Source organism: Streptomyces sp. NPDC048415 (assembly GCF_040651675.1).
In the GTDB taxonomy this organism is placed as follows: domain Bacteria; phylum Actinomycetota; class Actinomycetes; order Streptomycetales; family Streptomycetaceae; genus Streptomyces.
In genome coordinates this window covers 1-17,525 of record NZ_JBEZKJ010000006.1, presented here as the reverse complement: position 1 = coordinate 17,525, position 17,525 = coordinate 1, and the positions used below count along the sequence as shown (strand labels likewise).

The following is a 17,525-nucleotide window of genomic DNA, read 5'->3' as shown; positions in this document are numbered from 1 at the left end:
ATCGATTCCTCTATGCCGGTGCCTGCGGGGCGGGTGAGGGCATGTATCCGAGTCGCGCCGTGAGGGTTTTCGCCGCCTCACTCACCATGTCGCCGAAAAAGCCTTGGGATTCATCGGTCAGGCGGCTCATCGGAATGTTGACACTGAGGCTCGCGACGGGCTCCTCGACGCCGCCCATGACGACTGCCGCGACCGAGCCGACGTCGGAGCGCCACTCTCCACTGTTGGTCGCGTACCCCTGCGCCCGTACCTGGTCCAATTCGGCGAGCAACCGGTCCGGATCGGTGATCGTCGTGTCGGTGTAGCGCGGCAGCCCCTTGGCGAGCAGCCGCTCGATCACCTCGGGAGAGCTGTTCGCGAGGACCGCCTTGCCGTTGGCGGAGGCATGAAGCGGAAGGGCATGGCCGAGGGCCATGCTGGTCCGTACTGGTTTGGCCGTCTCCAGCCGCTCGATCAGCACCATCTTGTCGTCCTCCGGAACCGTCAGGTGAATCGTCTCCTCGGTGCGCCGGCGCAGGTCCTCCATGAGAGGTACGGCCGCGTCGCGCAAGCCGAGATCGCCGCTGGCATGCCGGCCCACGTCAAGCGCCTTGGTGGTCACCACCCACCGGGTGATCTCGCCCCTCGCAGGCCGGATCCACCCCGCCTCATGGAGGGTGGTCAGCGAGCGCTGGACGGAACTCTTGGGCATCTGCAGCACTCGTGCCAGTTCGCCGACGCCGATCGGCTGTCGCGTCGCGACCTCCTCCAGCACCCGCAGGGTGTTCAGAACAGCGCGCATCCATTGACTCCTCGGTTGATCGATCCTAGCATCCCCGTACCTTTTTACGGCACAGCGTGCCGTGTAACGGCACGATAGAGGGGACGAGTATCAGTGACCACTCGCAGTGGACGGCATTTTCTTCAGATCCCTGGACCGACCAGCGTCCCCGACCGAGTGTTGCGGGCCATCGCGCAACCCACCATCGACCACCGCGGGCCGGACTTCGCGGAGCTGGGACTGGACGTCCTGGAACGAGTCAAGCCAGTGTTCGGCACTAGCGGTCCCGTCATCATTTTCCCCTCCTCCGGGACCGGGGCGTGGGAAGCGGCTCTGGTCAACACTCTGAGCCCCGGCGACCGTGTGCTGGCGTTCGAGACGGGCCATTTTGCCACCCTGTGGCGCGGCATGGCCGAGGACCTCGGGCTGGAGGTCGACTTCGTTCCCGGAGACTGGCGCCGCGGCGTGGACCCGAAGGTTGTCGCCGAACGGCTGGCCGAGGACAAGACCCACTCCATCGCGGCGGTGATGGTTGTCCACAACGAGACCTCCACCGGGGTCACCGGCCGTGTGCCGGAGATCCGGGCGGCCATCGACAACGCGGGCCATCCCGCCCTGCTCTTTGTCGACACGATCTCCTCGCTGGGGTCGATCGACTACCGGCACCAGGAGTGGGGCGTCGACGTCACCATCAGCTGCTCACAGAAAGGCCTGATGCTGCCCCCGGGCCTGGGCTTCAACGCGGTCAGCGAGAAGGCACTGGCCGCCGCCGAGCGGGCACGCCTACCGCGCTCCTACTGGGACTGGACACCCATTCTCGAGGCGAACCAGCGCGGCTACTGGCCCTATACCCCAGCCACCAACCTGCTCTACGGGCTGCGGGAGGCCCTGCTCATGCTCGAAGAGGAGGGCCTGCCAGCCGTGTTCGCACGGCATGACCGCCACGCCGAGGCCACCCGGGCCGCTGTCCGGGGCTGGGGCCTGGAGGTGCTGTGCGCCGACGAGCGGGAGTACTCCAGTGTCCTGACCGCGGTGCTGCTGGGCGAGGAGCACGACGCGGACAAGGTCCGTCACATCATCCTGGACCGCTTCGACATGTCGCTCGGTACCGGCCTGGGCAAGCTCGCGGGGCGGGTTTTCCGGATCGGCCACCTCGGTCACTTCAACGACCTGACCCTGGCCGGAACCCTCGCCGGCGTGCAGATGGGGCTCGAACTGGCAGGGGTGGCGATCGACCCGGGCGGCCTGAGTGCCGCACTTGACCTGTTGCGCACACACCCGGTGAATCGCCCGGAGCGACGATCGGAAGGAGGAGGCGAACAGTGACCACGGTCAGCAATTCCGTGCCCACCACCGAAAACGTTGCCGGTCAGGACCTGGCCCGCAGGCTCCGGCAGGAACTCGAAGGCGAGGTTGCCTTCGACGACTACACCCGGCACCTGTTCGCACGGGACGCGAGCATGTATGCGATAACTCCGGTGGGCGTGGCGTTTCCGCGCCATGCCGGGGACGTGGCGGCCGCGGTCGCGGCGGCTGCCGAGTTCGGGGTGCCGCTGGTGCCCCGGGGTGCCGGCACCAGCCTCGCCGGCCAGACCATCGGACCGGGCCTGGTGCTGGACCTGTCCCGGCACATGAACCGCATCTTGGAGATCGACGCCGAGAACCGCACCGCTCGGGTCGAGGCGGGTGTGGTGCAGGACCAGCTCAATCAGGCGGCCGCACCGCAGGGGCTGATGTTCGGCCCGGACACCTCGACCAGCAACCGCGCCACGATCGGCGGGATGATCGGAAACAACTCGGCTGGCAGCGGATCGGTCCGCTACGGCATGACCATCGATCACGTGCGTGAGCTCGACGTGGTCCTCTCCGACGCGAGTTATGCCCACCTGGCCCCCGTGGACGAGACCGAGCGGGCACGCCGGGCGCAGGCGGCCACGCTCGAGGGCGACATCTACCGCCAGCTGCCGGAGATCGTGCGAGCGAACTCCTCCGCCATCGCCGAGGGATTCCCCACGTTCTGGCGCCGGGCCGGCGGCTACCGGCTCGACCGGCTCCTCGGGGACGGCCCGTTCGACCTGGCGAAGTTCGTCGTCGGCTCCGAGGGCACGCTCGTGGTCACCACCGAGGCCGTCGTCGACCTCGTGCCCAAGCCGCGCCGGACGGTAATCGCCGTCGGGCACTTCACCTCGACGCCCGCCGCCATCGCGGCCACCGAGGACGCCCTGTCCTGCGATCCGGCCGCCGTCGAGCTGATGGATCGTACGATCCTGGATCTGTCCCGGCAGAAAATCGAGTACGCGTCGCTGGGCACCATCCTCGAAGGCGACCCCGAGGCACTGCTCTTCGTGACCTTCACCGGGGACGACGAGCAGCAGCTCCTCGGTCGGCTGCAGCGGGTGAGCGCACTGTGGCGGCGCCACGGCCACGGTTACTTCACGCTGCAGGCCGTCACTCCCGACCAGCAATCGGCCGTGCTCAAGGTCCGCAAGTCAAGCCTGGGCCTGTTGATGGCCGCCAGCGTCGGCACACGCCGTCCCCTGGCGTTTGTGGAGGACACCGCGGTCGACCCCGCGCACCTCGCCGACTACACCCAGCGCTTCAAGGCGGTGCTCGACCGGCACGACATGACGGCCGGCTTCTACGGGCACTGCTCGGTCGGCTGCCTGCATATCCGCCCCTTCGTCGATCTCACCGATCCGGCGGAGGTGCAGAAGATGCGCGCCGTCGCGGAGGAGATCAAGGACCTGGTCACCGAGTACGGCGGCGTCAACTCCAGCGAGCACGGCGACGGACTGGCCAGAAGCGAGTTCAACCGGGAGCTCTTCGGCGACGAGCTCTACGAAGCCATGCGCCAGGTCAAGCGGGTCTTCGACCCGGACGACCGGATGAACCCGGGCAAGATCGTGAACGCCCCCTCGATGACGGACAACCTGCGTGACCCGGCGCTGCCACCGGCAACGCCGATCCGGACGCGGCTGGCCTTCGAGGTGGTCGGCGGAATGCGCGGCGCCGCGGACCGCTGCATGAACATCGGGTTGTGCCGCAAAGGCACCACCGGCGCCATGTGCCCGTCGTACATGGCCACCCGCCAGGAAGAGCACTCCACCCGCGGACGCGCCAACGCTCTGGTCAAGGCGCTGTCGCAGCCCGACCCACGGGAGGCCCTCGGCGACGAGCGGCTGCACGAGATCCTGGATCTGTGCCTCGGGTGCAAGGCATGCAAGAGCGAGTGCCCGCTCGGCGTGGACATGGCCGCGCTCAAGAGCGAGACGCTGTCGCACCATCATGACCTGCACGGGACTCCCCTGCGGTCCCGGATCTTCGGCGCGATCCGGTCGCTGAACCGGCTGGGCTCGGCGACAGCACCGCTGTCCAACCTGCCCGGACGGAGTCGGCCGCTGCGCCTTCTGATGGACCGGCTGATCGGCATCACGCCCGCCAGGCCACTGCCGAAGTTCGCGCGGCTCAACCTGCTGCGCTGGTTTCGCCGGCACACACGTCCGGCGCACGCCGTCACCCAGGGAACGGTCACTTTCCTCGCCGACTCCTTCACCACGTTCACCGAGCCCGACATCGGCCGGGCGGCCATCGAATTGCTGGAACGGGCCGGATGGCAGGTCCAACTGGAGAGCGGTGGCTGCTGCGGTAGGTCCAGCCTGTCCAAGGGGCTGGTCGACGACGCCAAGGACAAGGCACGCAAGCTCGCCCATTCACTGAGCGCCACCGGGCAACCGGGCTCACCGATCGTGGGCTGCGAACCGTCCTGCCTGATGACCCTGCGGGACGAGCACCTGGCACTGCTGCCCGACGACGCGGCAGTCAAGGACGTCGCGGGCCGCGTACGGCAGGTGGAGGAGTTGCTGGGCGAGGCCATCGACGACGGTCGGCTGCGGCTGCGCGCGGATTCCTGGCTCGTCGGGCGCAGGCTGCTTTATCACGGCCACTGCCACCAGAAGGCAGAGGTCGGCACCGCCGCGACCATGGCACTGCTCAAGCGGATCCCGGGGGTTCAGGTTGACGAACTCGACGCCGGATGCTGCGGCATGGCCGGATCTTTCGGATTCGAATCCGAACACTACGACGTGTCGATGACCGTAGGAAACGACCGCCTCTTCCCAGCCGTCAAAGCGGCCTCCGAAGACACCGTCCTTGTGGCCACTGGCGTGTCCTGTCGTCAGCAAATTGCCCACGGCGGCGGACGTCGTGCCAGCCACCCCGTAGAACTCATTCGCTCCGCGCTCGAGTCGCCTGATCAGCCCGGACGTTCCGGCTGAATTCCTCCCAGTGAAGGTGCGCACGATGATCTGCGCCTTCGCCGAACCCACACGCCCGCCTGTCATTTCATTGTCCGCCCTGCAGCGGCGGCACATTGAAAATATCTCGGCCGCTCGTGGCCAGAGTATTGAATTCGACCTACAGGCCACCTGTCCGCCGAATGCGGAATTCGATCCCATCGAAAGACCGCCGAGCGGAACCGCCCGAGAAAACTATTGCTCGCTGCAGAGGAGGCTTATTCCATCGGAGACGTCTTTCCCAGCGCTCGGCATGAAGTCGAGCAGCGACTGTGCAAATACAACCTACAAGGAGGTAGGTCGTTGGCCACCCAGACATCAATTTTCCGGCGCCGGTCCGAAATGAAGCGATGGACCAGGATTCTTCCGGTCATCGTCATCATCTACGTGATCTGTTACATCGACCGATCAAACATCAGTTTCGCTCTGCCCCACCTGCAGAAGGACATGCACCTCAGCGGGGCTCAAGCGGGCTTCGCGACCGGCATCTTCTTCTGGGGCTATCTGCTGCTTCAGGTCCCCGGCGGCTACATGGCCGAGCGGTGGAGCGCACGGCGGTGGATCGCGATTCTGATGGTGCTGTGGAGTGCAGCCGCGGTCGCGTCAGGGTTTACGCACAACCTCACCGAACTCGTGCTCGTCCGTTTCCTGCTCGGGGTGGCCGAGGGCGGCGTGCAGCCCGCGCTGATGGCCACCATCCGGTCCTGGTTCCCGTTCGCCGAACGCAGCCGGGCATATGCGATCTTCAAGCTGTACACACCGATCGCGGCCATCATCGCCGCACCGTCCGCAGGCATGATCCTGACATATGCGGACTGGCGCTGGATGTTCATCATCATGGGCGGCGCCCCACTCGTCGTCGGGCTCACCGCGTGGCTCTTCCTCATCCGCGACACGCCGGCGAAAGCGGAGTGGCTTTCGGACAACGAGCGTCACTACATCGAGCAATCTCGTACCGAGGAAGGCGAGCCACTCAAACACCGCGGCACTTTCAAGGCTGCGTTCGGCAGCCCGATCGTGTGGCTGTTCGCTCTCATCTACACGTTGACCCAACTGGGCCTGCTCGGACTCTCGATGTGGTTGCCGAGCGTACTCAAGACGGCCTTCCACACCGATATGAAGGTCGGTCTTGTCGCCATGCTGCCGCAGATTGCCGCCGGCCTCGCGATCATTCTGATAGGTCGGTCGGCGGACCGTCACGGCAGGCACATCACTCATATGTCCGCCGTCCTCGGCGTCGGAGCCGTGGTTCTCGCCGGTGCGGGACTGATCTCGGCTCAACAGAAATGGCTCGTTCTCGGAGCGATGATCGTGGGCACCGCGGCGTCGATTGCCTGGTACGGCCCCTTCTGGGCGACGGTCACCAAGCTCACGCCGGTGGCCGCCGCCGGCGCCGGCATCGGCATCATCAACGGGGTCGGCAACCTCGGCGGCTTCATCGGGCCCTACATCGGCGGATGGCTCAGCGATATCAGCGGGGGCGGATACGCACTCACTCAGGTCTTCTTCGGCCTGGTCTTCGGTGTGGCCGCGCTACTCGTCCTCACGCTGCGAAAGAAGTTGCGCGAGGCCACGAGCGCTCCGCCCGACCGTACCGGAACGGCGGGGACGGAGGATGCACCCGCCGTCACCTCCGCCTGACGGTTCAGAACCTGCGGCACCAGACCGTCGGCTCCTGACGGCCTGGTGCTCGCGGCGTCCACGATTTCAACGGCCCGGAGGGCTCGGAGAGGAGAGATGATCGATGCGGTTGATCAGATATCGGAAGGGAGAGCACACCGGTGTCGGTGCGCTAGTGGGCGAGTGCGTCCATGACGTGGGGGACGGCCCGCTCGGCCGCAGGAGGCCCGGCCCGAGGGTCGCGGCCCTGGACGAGGTCGAGCTGCTCGCGCCGTGCGACCCGCGAGTGATCGTGTGCGCGGGGAGCAACTACGCAGGCCAGATAGCCGAAAAGCAGCGGCCGTGGCCGACCCAGCCGCCGTTGTTCCTCAAGGCCCCCAACGCTGTGGTCGGGCCGGGTGCGGCGGTGATCCGCCCGGCGGGGCTGCGGCGGCTGGAGTACGAGGGGGAACTGGCCGTCGTGATCGGCCGCACCGCCTACGGGGTCCCCGCGGCATCGTTCGCCGACTACGTGCTCGGGTACACCTGTGCCAACGACATCACCGCGGACGACTGGCGCGCGGACGGGCAGTGGACCAGGGCCAAGAGCGCGGACACCTTCTGCCCGCTCGGGCCGTGGATCGAGACCGAGATCGCCGACCCGGCATCACTGCGGCTGAGCACCCTGGTCAACGGCCGGACGGTCCAGGACGGCTCCACCGCGGAGATGGTGTTCGGCGTGGGGGAACTGCTGGCCTTCGTCACCCGCTGGATCACCCTTCAACCAGGTGACGTGCTGCTCACCGGCAGCCCCGCAGGCGTCGGACCGCTGGTCCCCGGGGACCGGGTGGAGGTCCGGATCGAGGGCGTGGGCACGCTCTCCAACCCGGTGCTGGGACCGCAGGCCCCCGACGTGTGAGGCGCGGCAGGCGCCCCGGAAGCCGCAGGGCGCAGCCGACGGCGTCTTCGACGCTCGGGCTGTCGCCCTGGCGGAAGGCCGCTGGGAACGCCTGGCCCCGAGCGCGCGGCGGGTGTGTTGCTCCCACTCCTCGCGAAAGGAGGTGCGGGTGGTGGGTCGGCCCCCGGTGCGGCGGGTGGGTCTTCCCGTGAGGAGTGCCCGGCCGCCTGCATTGGGCGGCCTGGCGCCGGAGCACGACAAGTTGATGCCGCAACACAGGGATCTCGATGCGTTGGTCGACGCAGCTGCGCCGCAGGATTCGCATGAACCCGAAGACGTGGAGGGTGGCGAGGTAGGCCAAGCGCAGCAGCAGACCGGTCGTTATCGCCTCCTGGCATGGGCCGCCTGTGGTTGGTTTCGGAGAACGCGCACGTCACGCCACGGATGGCGTTTTCGGCACCCCACGGTCCGCGGTGGCCGAGCGGGACCGGTCACCTACCCGCGGCGGCCCCGGCACCTGCTCGGGTGTCAGGACCGCAGTGCTCGCGAGGAGTCGTAGGAGCTGTCAGAAGGACGTTGTCAGGAGCCGGCGGAGGCGTCTGCTCCGCGGTAGCTGCGGGTCGGCGCCGGGAAGCCGGAGCTGGTGCCGTCCGTCACTTGGACCTCGTCCTCCCACGGCAGCCGGTACCGCCCGGCGACCATGTCCCGCATGTAGGTGTAGGGGCAGTCCTGGGCGCCGCCGCGTACCGCCGTGAAGCCGCGGTGGCCGAACTGGTAGATGTTGTTCTCCACGCCCCACACCCGGCGCGCCTCGTCGGCCAGCCGTGGCCGCACCTCGGCGGTGATGATCTCGTCCGGGCGTCCGCCCCCGGTCACGATCGGCACGCCGTCGAAACCGACGACCATGCCCTCACCCATGGAATCGAAGGAGTACACCAGCAAGTCCCAGGACGCGAACGGCACGTCGGCCGACGGTAGTTGGCGGCAAGCGACGGCTGACCACCGCCCCGCCCCATCCCGGGCCGTGCCCTCGACCTATCGCGGGTCGGGGGCACGGCTCGCCGTACAGCAGCCGGCCTTCGATGTCCCCGAAAGGGCGTCCGACCCCATCGTCTGGGTGGAACGGGTGTGGGTCAGTGGAGCCGGCGCGAGTCCGGGCCCTCGGAAAATCCGGGTCCTTCGGAAAAGGCAGAAAACGGAAGGTAAGAAAACGGAAGGTAGTATGTCATTGTTGTCATACCGTGCTAAGTGCACCCAAGCGTTCACCCAGCGTGGCTGCGGTGATCAGAGGCGACGGAGCGCCCGTGAAATGGCGGAAGCAACCTCCAGACCCCCGAGAGAGCTCCGCAATCCGTCCCGCGGAAGCCGAGCACGATGTCACGCCCTCCTGGGCCGGGACGACCGGTGCTTTCCTGGGGGAGTGGTCGCACGCCGGCAGGGATGCCGCTGAGCCACTTGTGCGGACACTCCAGCATCTCTCGTCCCGGACGGATTCGCTGGGAGCCGCCATCCACTTCCTGGAGCCCCAGCGGATGTGCCTGCGGCTGTTCGCCATGGTCGGCCTGCCCCCGGTGTTCGCCGAAGCGTGGAACCAGCTGCCCGTCGACCAGGATCTCGCGCAGGCGCAAGCGGTGCGAAGTGGCCATCCGGTAGGGCCCCTGGACGTCTCCGGCCAGCTCGGGAGCCGTCCAGGCCCCGGGGCGGCCTGCCCTCACGGCGCCCGTGTCCTGGTCCAGCCGTTGGGCCCGCGGACGGCCCCGGTGGGAGCGCTGTCGGTGCTGCTCGACCGCGCCGAGGCCCTGGGCGAGGCCTGGATTTCCCTGAGGGCGGCGGCCACCCGGCTCGACAGCCACCTCGCAGGTCTGGCCCGCAGCGAGGACAGGACGACAGCCGACACGCCGTCCGAACCCGGCAAAGCGCCGCGGTGGATGATCGACGCGGCCCAGGTGGGCACGTTCGACCGCAACGTCCGCACCGGTCAGCTCTGTCTCGACGACCGTTCCTGCCTGATCTTCGGCTTGAAACCGGAATCTTTCGACTCCAGTTACGAGACCTGGGCACGGATGGTGCACCCGGACGACCTCCCCTTGGCTTCGTTGCCCAGGGCGGTACTCGAGCGTTACGACGGCGAGTACCGGATCGTGCGCCCGGCCGGTGACATGCGCTGGGTGCGGTTCAGCGGCCTGGTCCTGCCCGGACCCGATGATGAGCCGGGTCGTGTGGTGGGGACGCTTTTCGACAACACCAGGAGCCACACGACCCGGCACGGCCATGGATACGTGCTGAGGCGTCCGACCGACGGCGTGGTCATGGCGGGCGGCGACGGGCGGATCGTCTACGTCAATGCCCAGGCCGAGGGGATACTCCATACCTCCCGGAGCGATCTGCTGGGTCGGACAGTGTGGGAGGCCGTTCCGTACAGCGGGGAGCCCGATCTGGAAGCCCGCTGCCGTCAGGCCGCCGCCTCCGGGCTGCCCACGGATCTCGACGTGCACCTCCCGTCTCTCAGTACGTGGTACCGCCTTCGGCTCACCTCGCACGACGATGGACTGACGCTGTCGTTCAGCGACATCACCGAATCGCATGTGCGCGATGCGGAGCGGGGCCGGGTCGAGCACGGGGCGGCGCTGCGCACTACCAGGACCCAGGAACTGACCGCGGCACTTTCCGAGGCGGTGACCGTGCAGGACGTCGTGAGTGCCGTCGGCGATCATCTCCTCGCCCCGTTCGGAGCGACCGGGCTGGCAGTCCAGACCCTGGAAGGGGACCAGCTGCGTGTCGCCGGTCACGCCGGATACTCGGATAGCTTCCTGAGCGTGCTCGAAGCGGCTCCAGTGACCCAGGTGTCGCCGACCTCCGAGGCGCTGCGCACCCGTACCCCCGTCTTCATCGGCTCGGCCGGCGAATACGGCCGCCGCTACCCCCACCTGAAATGGCGGATCGAGCCATCGGGCATGCGGTCATGGGCCTTCCTGCCCCTGATCGCATCCGGCAGGCCCATCGGCTGCTCCATCATCGCCTTCCCGGAGCCGGGCGCACTCGACGAGGACGAGCGCACCCTGCTCGCCGCCCTGAGCGGACTGGTCGCACAGGCCCTGGAGCGGGCCCGGCTCTACGACGCCGAACATGCTCGTGCCGTAGAACTACAGCGCGGCCTGCTTCCCCAGGGCCTCCCGCAGCTGCCCGGCGCGATCACCGCGGTGTCCTACCTGCCCGCCAGCGAGGGCCTGGAGGTCGGCGGCGACTGGTATGACGTGATCCCGCTCTCGGGAGAGCGGGTCGCCCTGGTCATCGGCGACGTGATGGGGCACGGCCTGTCCGAGGCGGCGACCATGGGCCGGCTCCGTACCGCGGTCCACACACTCGCGGACCTGGAATTGCCGCCCGATGACTTGCTCACACACCTCAATGACCTCGTCGCGCGCCTCGGCGAGGACTTCTACGCCACCTTCCTGTACGCCGTCTACGACCCCACGGCCGGCAGCGCGATCTTCGCGCGGTGCGGGCATCCGCCCCCGGAGCTCGTGCGCCCGGGTGGCGCCATCGACATCCTCGATCTGCCGAACAATCCGCCCCTTGGGGTGGGGAACCCGCCGTTCGAGACGGTCGAGCTGGAGCTGCCCGAGGACAGTCTGCTCGTCTTCTACACCGACGGACTGGTGGAAACCCGCGGCCGGGACATTGACAGCGGCATCACCGCGCTGACCGCGGCCATCACTGGCGCGCTGGCCGACCCCCTGACACGTGCGGAGACCACTCCCGGGCTGGACCGCCTGTGCGACACCCTGGCCACCGCGCTGACCACCCCGGACGGTGCCGATGACGACGCCGTGTTGCTCCTCGCCAGGCCGCGCCGCCTGGCCCGCGAACATATTGCCGACTGGCCGCTGCCCGACGGCCCCATCGCCGCCGGCGAGGCACGGGCCCTGGCCGCCGACCAGCTGAGGGCCTGGCGGCTGGAGCCCCTGGGCGACGTCACCGAACTGCTCGTGAGTGAACTGGTCACCAACGCCGTCCGGCACGCCCGGGGGCCGGTCCGACTCCGCCTCCTCCACAGCCAGTCCCTCATCTGTGAGGTGTCCGACGGCAGCGCCACCACTCCCCGGGTCCGCCGCGCCGCCGAGACCGATGAAGGCGGACGCGGCCTGGCCATGGTGACCCTGCTGGCCCAGCGCTGGGGAACTCGGCACAGCACCCACGGCAAGACCATCTGGGCCGAGCAACCTCTACCGCCCGCTGGGTGAGGCGGAGACGCACGGGTCGTCGGAACCGACGGAGGCCCAGGTGCAGGTCCGGTCGAGCACGGCCAGTTCGTGCAGCGCCGTGCGGCAGTGCGGGCATCCGGCGTGTCCGGCCCCCGGCGCCCAGTCCACCCACAGCGAGCGGTTTCGGCACCCCTGGGTGCTACGAGAGCTGCATGGTGATCACGATCGGGGACAACCCGGAACGCCTGCGCAGTGAGGCGTCCTTCCGCCGCGCTGTGCGGGGTCAGCCCTGTCGAGCGTTCCTCGGGCAGTCGGCAGTTCCGTCGCCTCAACCGTCGCCGCAACCTTGGCGGCGACCGGCAGTCCAACGCCGCCCTGCACCGGATCGTGCAGACTCGTCTGCGCTTCGACCCGCGCACCCAGAACTACTATGAACGCCGCATCAAGGAGGGCAAGACCCGACGCGAAATCGTCCGATGCCTCAAACGCTACGCCCGCCCGGGAGGTCTTCCACCTGGTCAGGCCCACACAGCCCGCCCCCCGTCATAGGGGCAGTCGTGAGATGTGAGAGCGTGCAAGGCGTGAGTGAGAGTGCGACGAACACCCTGCAATACCGCTTTGACGGGCCAGAAGACGCTCCCGTCCTGATCTTGGGTCCCTCCCTTGGTACCACATGGCACATGTGGGACAGGCAGGTTCCGGAGCTCGCGAAGAGCTGGCGGGTGTTCCGGTTCGACCTGCCGGGACACGGCGGAGCGCCCGCCTATCCGGCGGGTTCGGTCGGTGAACTCGCCGGGCGGCTGCTCGCCACGCTCGACGGGCTCGGCGTGCAGCGTTTCGGGTACGCCGGCTGCGCGTTCAGCGGGGCCATCGGGATCGAGCTGGCGCTGCGCCACCCGGAGCGCCTCGCCTCGCTCGCGCTGATCGCCGCCTCGCCGCGGTTCGGTACGGCCGACGAGTTCCGGCAGCGCGGTGTGATCGTGCGCGCGAACGGCCTCGACCCGATCGCTCGTACCTCGCCCGAGCGCTGGTTCACCGGCGGGTTCGCCGCGGCCCAGCCCGCGATCACCGAGTGGGCCGTGCAGATGGTGCGCACCACCGACCCCGGCTGCTACATCGCTGCCTGCGAGGCACTCGCCGCGTTCGACGTACGGGCCGAGCTGGGCCGTATCGGCGTCCCCACGCTCGTCCTGGTCGGCTCCGACGACCAGGTCACCGGGCCCGCAGAGGCGCGCACGCTGGTCGCCGGGATACCGGACGCCCGCCTCGCGGTCGTGCCCGGCGCCTCGCATCTGGTTCCCGTGGAGCAGCCCGCCGCCGTCACGGATCTGCTCGTACGGCATTTCTCCACCGCCTGGCAGCCCGCCTTCGACTCGACCACCGGCCAGATGGCGATCCCGGCCGCCCCCGTCAAGCCGGTGCTGGCCGCACCCCCGCCGGTCGCACCCCTCGCCGAGATCGCCCCGGCTGTCGCGCAGCCCGAGGTCATGGGGGGCCGCCCCGATCCCTACGACGCGGGGATCAAGGTACGGCGCGAGGTGCTGGGGGACGCGCACGTCGACCGGGCGCTGGCCTCGGCGGACGAGTTCTCGGGGGACTTCCAGGAGTTCATCACCCGGTACGCGTGGGGCGAGATCTGGGACCGGCCCGGGCTCGACCGGCGTTCGCGCAGCTGTGTCACCCTCACCGCGCTGGTCGCGGGCGGCCACCTCGACGAACTCGCCTTCCACACCCGCGCCGCCCTCCGCAACGGACTCACCCCGGTGGAGATCAAGGAGGTGCTGCTGCAGGCCGCCGTCTACTGCGGCGTACCGGCCGCCAACAGTGCCTTCAAGGTGGCACAGCGGATCATCCGCGAGGAGACCACTCCCCAGGAGTGAGCCCCCGGGCGGGGCGCCGCCCAGGAGTGAGCCCCCGGGCCGGTACCGGGGCAGGATGGATCTATGAAACTCACGAAGAAGTCGCATGCCTGCGTTCGTCTCGAGAAGGACGGGCGGACGCTCGTCATCGATCCCGGCGGTTTCAGCGAGGAGGACGCCGCCGTGGGCGCGGACGCCGTCCTCGTCACACACGAGCACGCCGACCACTTCAGCGAGGAGCGGCTGCGGGCGGGCATGGAGGCCAATCCGGCGGCCGAGATCTGGACCCTGAGGTCCGTCGCCGAGGCGATCTCCGCCGCCTTCCCGGGCCGGGTGCACACGGTCGGCCACGGCGACACATTCACCGCGGCGGGCTTCGACGTCCAGGTGCACGGCGAACTGCACGCCGTGATCCACCCGGACATCCCGCGCATCACCAACGTCGGCTTTCTCATCGACGGTGGCCGCGTCTTCCACCCCGGCGACGCCCTCACCGTCCCCGACCAGCCGGTCGAGACGCTGATGCTCCCGGTCATGGCCCCCTGGAACAAGATCTCCGAGGTCATCGAGTACGTCCGCGAGGTCAAGCCGCAACGCGCGTACGACATCCACGACGCCCTGCTCACCGACCTCGCCCGGCCGATCTACGACCAGCAGATCGGCGCCCTGGGCGGCTCGGAGCACCTGCGGCTCACACCGGGGTCGTCGGCCGAGGTCTGAGCGCCACCCCTTCAGCAGCGCCGGCCCCTCGTCGGTCATCGCCGGCGGGGGAGCAGGTGACCCGGACCCGTGCCACCGCCGGACCCGTTGTCGTACCCGGCCGGTAGGTTGTGGGACATGCGTATCGCCACCTGGAACGTGAACTCGATCACCGCCCGTCTCCCAAGGCTGCTGGCCTGGCTGGAGAGCAGCGGCACGGATGTGCTGTGCCTCCAGGAGGCCAAGGTCGCGGCCGACCAGTTCCCCGCCGACCAGCTGCGCGAGCTGGGCTACGAGGCGGCGGTGCACGCGACGGGACGGTGGAACGGCGTCGCGGTGCTCTCCCGAGTCGGCGTGGAAGACGTGGTCAAGGGCCTGCCCGGTGATCCCGGATTCGACGGCGTCGAGGAGCCCCGGGCCATCTCCGCCACCTGCGGCCCGGTCCGCGTCTGGTCGGTGTACGTGCCGAACGGCCGCGAGGTGGACCACCCCCACTTCGCGTACAAACTCCAGTGGTTCGAGGCCCTGAAGGCCGCGATCGCCGGTGACGCGGCGGGCAGCCGGCCGTTCGCGGTGATGGGGGACTACAACGTGGCGCCGACGGACGACGACGTCTACGACGTGGCCGCCTTCGAGGGCCTCACCCATGTCACCCCGGCCGAACGCGCCGCGCTGGCCGCCCTGCGCGAGGCGGGCCTCTCGGACGTGGTCCCGCGCCCGCTCAAGTACGAGCACCCCTTCACCTACTGGGACTACCGCCAGCTCTGCTTTCCCAAGAACCGCGGCATGCGCATCGACCTCGTCTACGGGAACGAGGCGTTCTCGAAGTCGGTCACCGACGCGTATGTCGACCGCGAGGAGCGCAAGGGCAAGGGCGCCTCGGACCACGCGCCGGTCGTGGTGGACCTGGACATGTAGCTCAGGGCAACTGCGGTCCGAGGCCCAGCGGTGCGGCGCCCGTCGAGCGGGGGACGCGCGCCCGCGCGCCGTAATGGACGGGGCCGAGCGTCCCAGCGGTGCGGCGCCCGTCGAGCAGAGGAGAGCCCGGCGCCGAGGCGACGGGCGTCAGCGACTCGACCACGGGGTGCGGCAGCCCGGCGTCCATAAAACATCGGCTGGGTCGGCGCCCGATGTCCGGTGTCGCGCCGGTGACCCGAAGGACGTCCGAGAGCAGCCGGTAACTCCCGTCCCAGACCGGGCACTTCGGCCACGACGGCGACGCGTTCGTCACGTCGAAGTCGCGGAACACCACGATCCCGCCGGGGCGGACGCAGTCGACGAAACGCCGCAGGGCGGCCGCCGGGTCCCGCTGACAGAGCGGCACGTACCGGCCGATCACGGCGTCGAACTGCCTCGGCGCCGTGAACTCCTGGAGGTCGGCGACCTCGAACCGGACCACGTCCGCCAGTCCCTCGCGCGCCGCGCGCGCCCGTGCCTTCTCGGCGATCACCGGGTCCCTGTCGAGGCCGAGGACCCGGCCCCGGGGACCGACGATCTCCGCTGCCAGCAGAGAGACATCGCCGATCCCCGAGCCGAGATCGAGCACCGACATGCCGGGGCGCAGGCCGCCGCGGCGAAGGAAGCGCTCGGTCCAGGGGCGCAGAATGCGGGCCTGCGCCGTCAGCCTCCGGTGCTCCCGGTCGGAACTGCCGAGCGGGTACGGCGGTGTCATGCCGTCGGCAGCGGCGCGTTCGCGACCACGGGGTGGTCGCGCTCGAGGGGACCGAGACCGGAGGCACCGCCCGGCGAGCCGAGCTCGGCGAAGAACTCGGTATCTGCCTTGCGGAAGTCCGCCCACTCCTCGGGAGTGTCGTCCTCGAAGAAGATGGCCTCGACGGGGCAGACGGGTTCGCAGGCCCCGCAGTCCACGCACTCGTCCGGATTGATGTACATCTTGCGGGCGCCTTCGTAGATGCAGTCGACGGGGCATTCGTCGACGCAGGCCTTGTCCTTCAGATCAACGCAGGGCTGCGCGATGACGTAGGTCATGAGTGCTCTCCACGTTCCAGGTGTCGTTTCCGGTCAGGAGGGCGGCGAGGTCGCCCTTGCCGTTCTGTTCGATGGCGGTGTCGAGCTGGTCGGCCATCTGTGTGTCGTAGACCGGGCGGTCGACGGAGCGGAAGACGCCGATCGGGGTGTGGTGGAGGGTGTCGGGGTCGGCTAGGCGGGAGAGGGCGAAGGCGGTGGTCGGGGATGCCGAGTGGGCGTCGTGGACCAGGACGTGGGCTTCGTTCTGCGGTGTCACGGTGATCACCTTCAGGTCGCCGGTCTGCTGGTCGCGTACGACTCCTCGGGTGCCGTCGGTGCCGAAGCGGATGGGTTGTCCGTGTTCGAGGCGGATGACGGCTTCCTCGGCCTGCTGTTTGTCCTTCAGGGCTTCGAAGGCGCCGTCGTTGAAGATGTTGCAGTTCTGGTAGATCTCGACGAGGGCGGTGCCGGGGTGGGCGGCGGCCTGGCGCAGGACGCCGGTGAGGTGCTGGCGGTCGGAGTCCACGGTCCGCGCCACGAAGGATGCTTCCGCGCCGATGGCCAGCGACACCGGGTTGAAGGGCGCGTCGAGTGAGCCCATCGGTGTCGACTTGGTGATTTTGCCGACTTCGGAGGTGGGGCTGTACTGGCCTTTGGTGAGGCCGTAGATCCGGTTGTTGAAGAGGAGGATCTTCAGGTTGACGTTGCGGCGCAGGGCGTGGATGAGGTGGTTGCCGCCGATGGAGAGGGCGTCGCCGTCACCGGTGACGACCCAGACGCTCAGGTCCCGTCGGGAGGAGGCGAGTCCGGTCGCGATGGCGGGGGCGCGGCCGTGGATGGAGTGCATGCCGTAGGTGTTCATGTAGTACGGGAAGCGGGAGGAGCAGCCGATGCCGGAGACGAAGACGATGTTCTCCTTGGCGAGGCCGAGTTCGGGCATGAAGCCCTGGACGGCGGCGAGGATCGCGTAGTCACCGCAGCCGGGGCACCAGCGCACTTCCTGATCGGACTTGAAGTCCCGTGCGGTGAGGGCGACTTCGCTCCTCGGTATCAGGGACAGTTTCTCAATGGGCATGGAGGGCCTCCGAGAGAGCCTGCGCGAGCTGTTCGGCCTTGAACGGCATCCCGTTGATCTGGGTGTGGCTGCGGACGTCGACCAGATACTTCGCCCGGACGAGTGTGGCGAGCTGGCCGAGGTTCATCTCGGGGATCACGACGCGGTCGTAGGAGCGAAGGACGTCACCG

Annotated in this window: 14 protein-coding genes and 1 pseudogene; 9 read left to right on the top strand and 6 right to left on the bottom strand. The window is 68.8% G+C overall.

Features of this window, described 5'->3' with window-relative positions; genetic code table 11:
* Window positions 1–10: 10 nt before the first annotated feature.
* Window positions 11–781, bottom strand: a complete 771-nt coding sequence (locus tag AB0D27_RS06580) for an IclR family transcriptional regulator (RefSeq protein WP_362502953.1) — start codon at window positions 779–781, stop codon at window positions 11–13.
* A 93-nt stretch (window positions 782–874) separates the two neighbouring features.
* Between AB0D27_RS06580 and AB0D27_RS06575 the strand changes: the two genes are divergently transcribed.
* The 4 genes from AB0D27_RS06575 to AB0D27_RS06560 all read left to right on the top strand — a co-directional run bounded on the left by AB0D27_RS06575 (window position 875) and on the right by AB0D27_RS06560 (window position 7,570).
* The gene (locus AB0D27_RS06575; RefSeq protein ID WP_362502950.1) at window positions 875–2,086 is read left to right on the top strand and encodes an aminotransferase class V-fold PLP-dependent enzyme; all 1,212 of its coding nucleotides are present in this window, start codon (window positions 875–877) and stop codon (window positions 2,084–2,086) included.
* The gene (locus AB0D27_RS06570) at window positions 2,083–5,034 is read left to right on the top strand and encodes an FAD-linked oxidase C-terminal domain-containing protein (protein ID WP_362502947.1); all 2,952 of its coding nucleotides are present in this window, start codon (window positions 2,083–2,085) and stop codon (window positions 5,032–5,034) included. The genes AB0D27_RS06575 and AB0D27_RS06570 overlap by 4 nt, the downstream gene beginning before the upstream one ends.
* Window positions 5,035–5,355: 321 nt before the next feature.
* Window positions 5,356–6,693, top strand: a complete 1,338-nt coding sequence (locus AB0D27_RS06565) for an MFS transporter (RefSeq protein ID WP_362502944.1) — start codon at window positions 5,356–5,358, stop codon at window positions 6,691–6,693.
* Between the two features lie 103 nt (window positions 6,694–6,796).
* Window positions 6,797–7,570: a fumarylacetoacetate hydrolase family protein gene (locus AB0D27_RS06560; protein WP_362502941.1), complete on the top strand. Its 774-nt coding sequence runs from the start codon at window positions 6,797–6,799 to the stop codon at window positions 7,568–7,570.
* A 558-nt stretch (window positions 7,571–8,128) separates the two neighbouring features.
* Here the strand turns inward: AB0D27_RS06560 and AB0D27_RS06555 are convergent.
* A complete protein-coding gene (locus AB0D27_RS06555; protein WP_362502938.1) occupies window positions 8,129–8,512 on the bottom strand; it encodes a hypothetical protein in 384 nt (127 codons plus the stop codon).
* 494 nt (window positions 8,513–9,006) lie between these two features.
* Between AB0D27_RS06555 and AB0D27_RS06550 the strand changes: the two genes are divergently transcribed.
* The 5 genes and pseudogenes from AB0D27_RS06550 to AB0D27_RS06530 all read left to right on the top strand — a co-directional run bounded on the left by AB0D27_RS06550 (window position 9,007) and on the right by AB0D27_RS06530 (window position 15,230).
* Complete coding sequence (locus tag AB0D27_RS06550) at window positions 9,007–11,793, top strand: SpoIIE family protein phosphatase (protein ID WP_362502935.1); 2,787 nt, start codon at window positions 9,007–9,009, stop codon at window positions 11,791–11,793.
* Between the two features lie 173 nt (window positions 11,794–11,966).
* Window positions 11,967–12,322 (top strand): annotated as a pseudogene (locus AB0D27_RS06545) (transposase); the annotation flags it as partial.
* Window positions 12,323–12,335: 13 nt separating this feature from the next.
* Window positions 12,336–13,634 carry a 4-carboxymuconolactone decarboxylase gene (gene pcaC / locus AB0D27_RS06540; protein ID WP_362502932.1) on the top strand — a complete coding sequence of 433 codons (1,299 nt, stop codon included), beginning with the start codon at window positions 12,336–12,338 and terminating at the stop codon, window positions 13,632–13,634.
* Window positions 13,635–13,697: 63 nt separating this feature from the next.
* Window positions 13,698–14,333, top strand: a complete 636-nt coding sequence (locus tag AB0D27_RS06535; protein ID WP_362502929.1) for an MBL fold metallo-hydrolase — start codon at window positions 13,698–13,700, stop codon at window positions 14,331–14,333.
* 117 nt (window positions 14,334–14,450) lie between these two features.
* Complete coding sequence (locus AB0D27_RS06530) at window positions 14,451–15,230, top strand: exodeoxyribonuclease III (RefSeq protein WP_362502926.1); 780 nt, start codon at window positions 14,451–14,453, stop codon at window positions 15,228–15,230.
* Between the two features lies 1 nt (window position 15,231).
* Here the strand turns inward: AB0D27_RS06530 and AB0D27_RS06525 are convergent, their stop codons facing one another.
* From AB0D27_RS06525 to AB0D27_RS06510, 4 genes are all read right to left on the bottom strand, one after another.
* Complete coding sequence (locus AB0D27_RS06525) at window positions 15,232–15,984, bottom strand: methyltransferase domain-containing protein (protein WP_362502923.1); 753 nt, start codon at window positions 15,982–15,984, stop codon at window positions 15,232–15,234.
* A complete protein-coding gene (gene fdxA, locus AB0D27_RS06520; protein WP_362502920.1) occupies window positions 15,981–16,301 on the bottom strand; it encodes a ferredoxin in 321 nt (106 codons plus the stop codon). Before fdxA ends, AB0D27_RS06525 begins: the two co-directional genes overlap by 4 nt.
* Complete coding sequence (locus tag AB0D27_RS06515) at window positions 16,270–17,355, bottom strand: 2-oxoacid:ferredoxin oxidoreductase subunit beta (RefSeq protein WP_362502917.1); 1,086 nt, start codon at window positions 17,353–17,355, stop codon at window positions 16,270–16,272. Before AB0D27_RS06515 ends, fdxA begins: the two co-directional genes overlap by 32 nt.
* A partial coding sequence (locus AB0D27_RS06510; RefSeq protein ID WP_362502914.1) for a hypothetical protein occupies window positions 17,345–17,525 on the bottom strand: 181 nt, incomplete at its 5' end. The genes AB0D27_RS06510 and AB0D27_RS06515, both read right to left, overlap by 11 nt.

Coding starts and splice junctions, on each gene's coding strand:
- AB0D27_RS06525 (WP_362502923.1), bottom strand. CDS start 15,984: ATGACACCGCCGTACCCGCTCGGCAGTTCCGACCGGGAGCACCGGAGG.
- fdxA (WP_362502920.1), bottom strand. CDS start 16,301: ATGACCTACGTCATCGCGCAGCCCTGCGTTGATCTGAAGGACAAGGCC.
- AB0D27_RS06580 (WP_362502953.1), bottom strand. CDS start 781: ATGCGCGCTGTTCTGAACACCCTGCGGGTGCTGGAGGAGGTCGCGACG.
- AB0D27_RS06560 (WP_362502941.1), top strand. CDS start 6,797: ATGCGGTTGATCAGATATCGGAAGGGAGAGCACACCGGTGTCGGTGCG.
- AB0D27_RS06535 (WP_362502929.1), top strand. CDS start 13,698: ATGAAACTCACGAAGAAGTCGCATGCCTGCGTTCGTCTCGAGAAGGAC.
- AB0D27_RS06530 (WP_362502926.1), top strand. CDS start 14,451: ATGCGTATCGCCACCTGGAACGTGAACTCGATCACCGCCCGTCTCCCA.
- AB0D27_RS06515 (WP_362502917.1), bottom strand. CDS start 17,355: ATGCCCATTGAGAAACTGTCCCTGATACCGAGGAGCGAAGTCGCCCTC.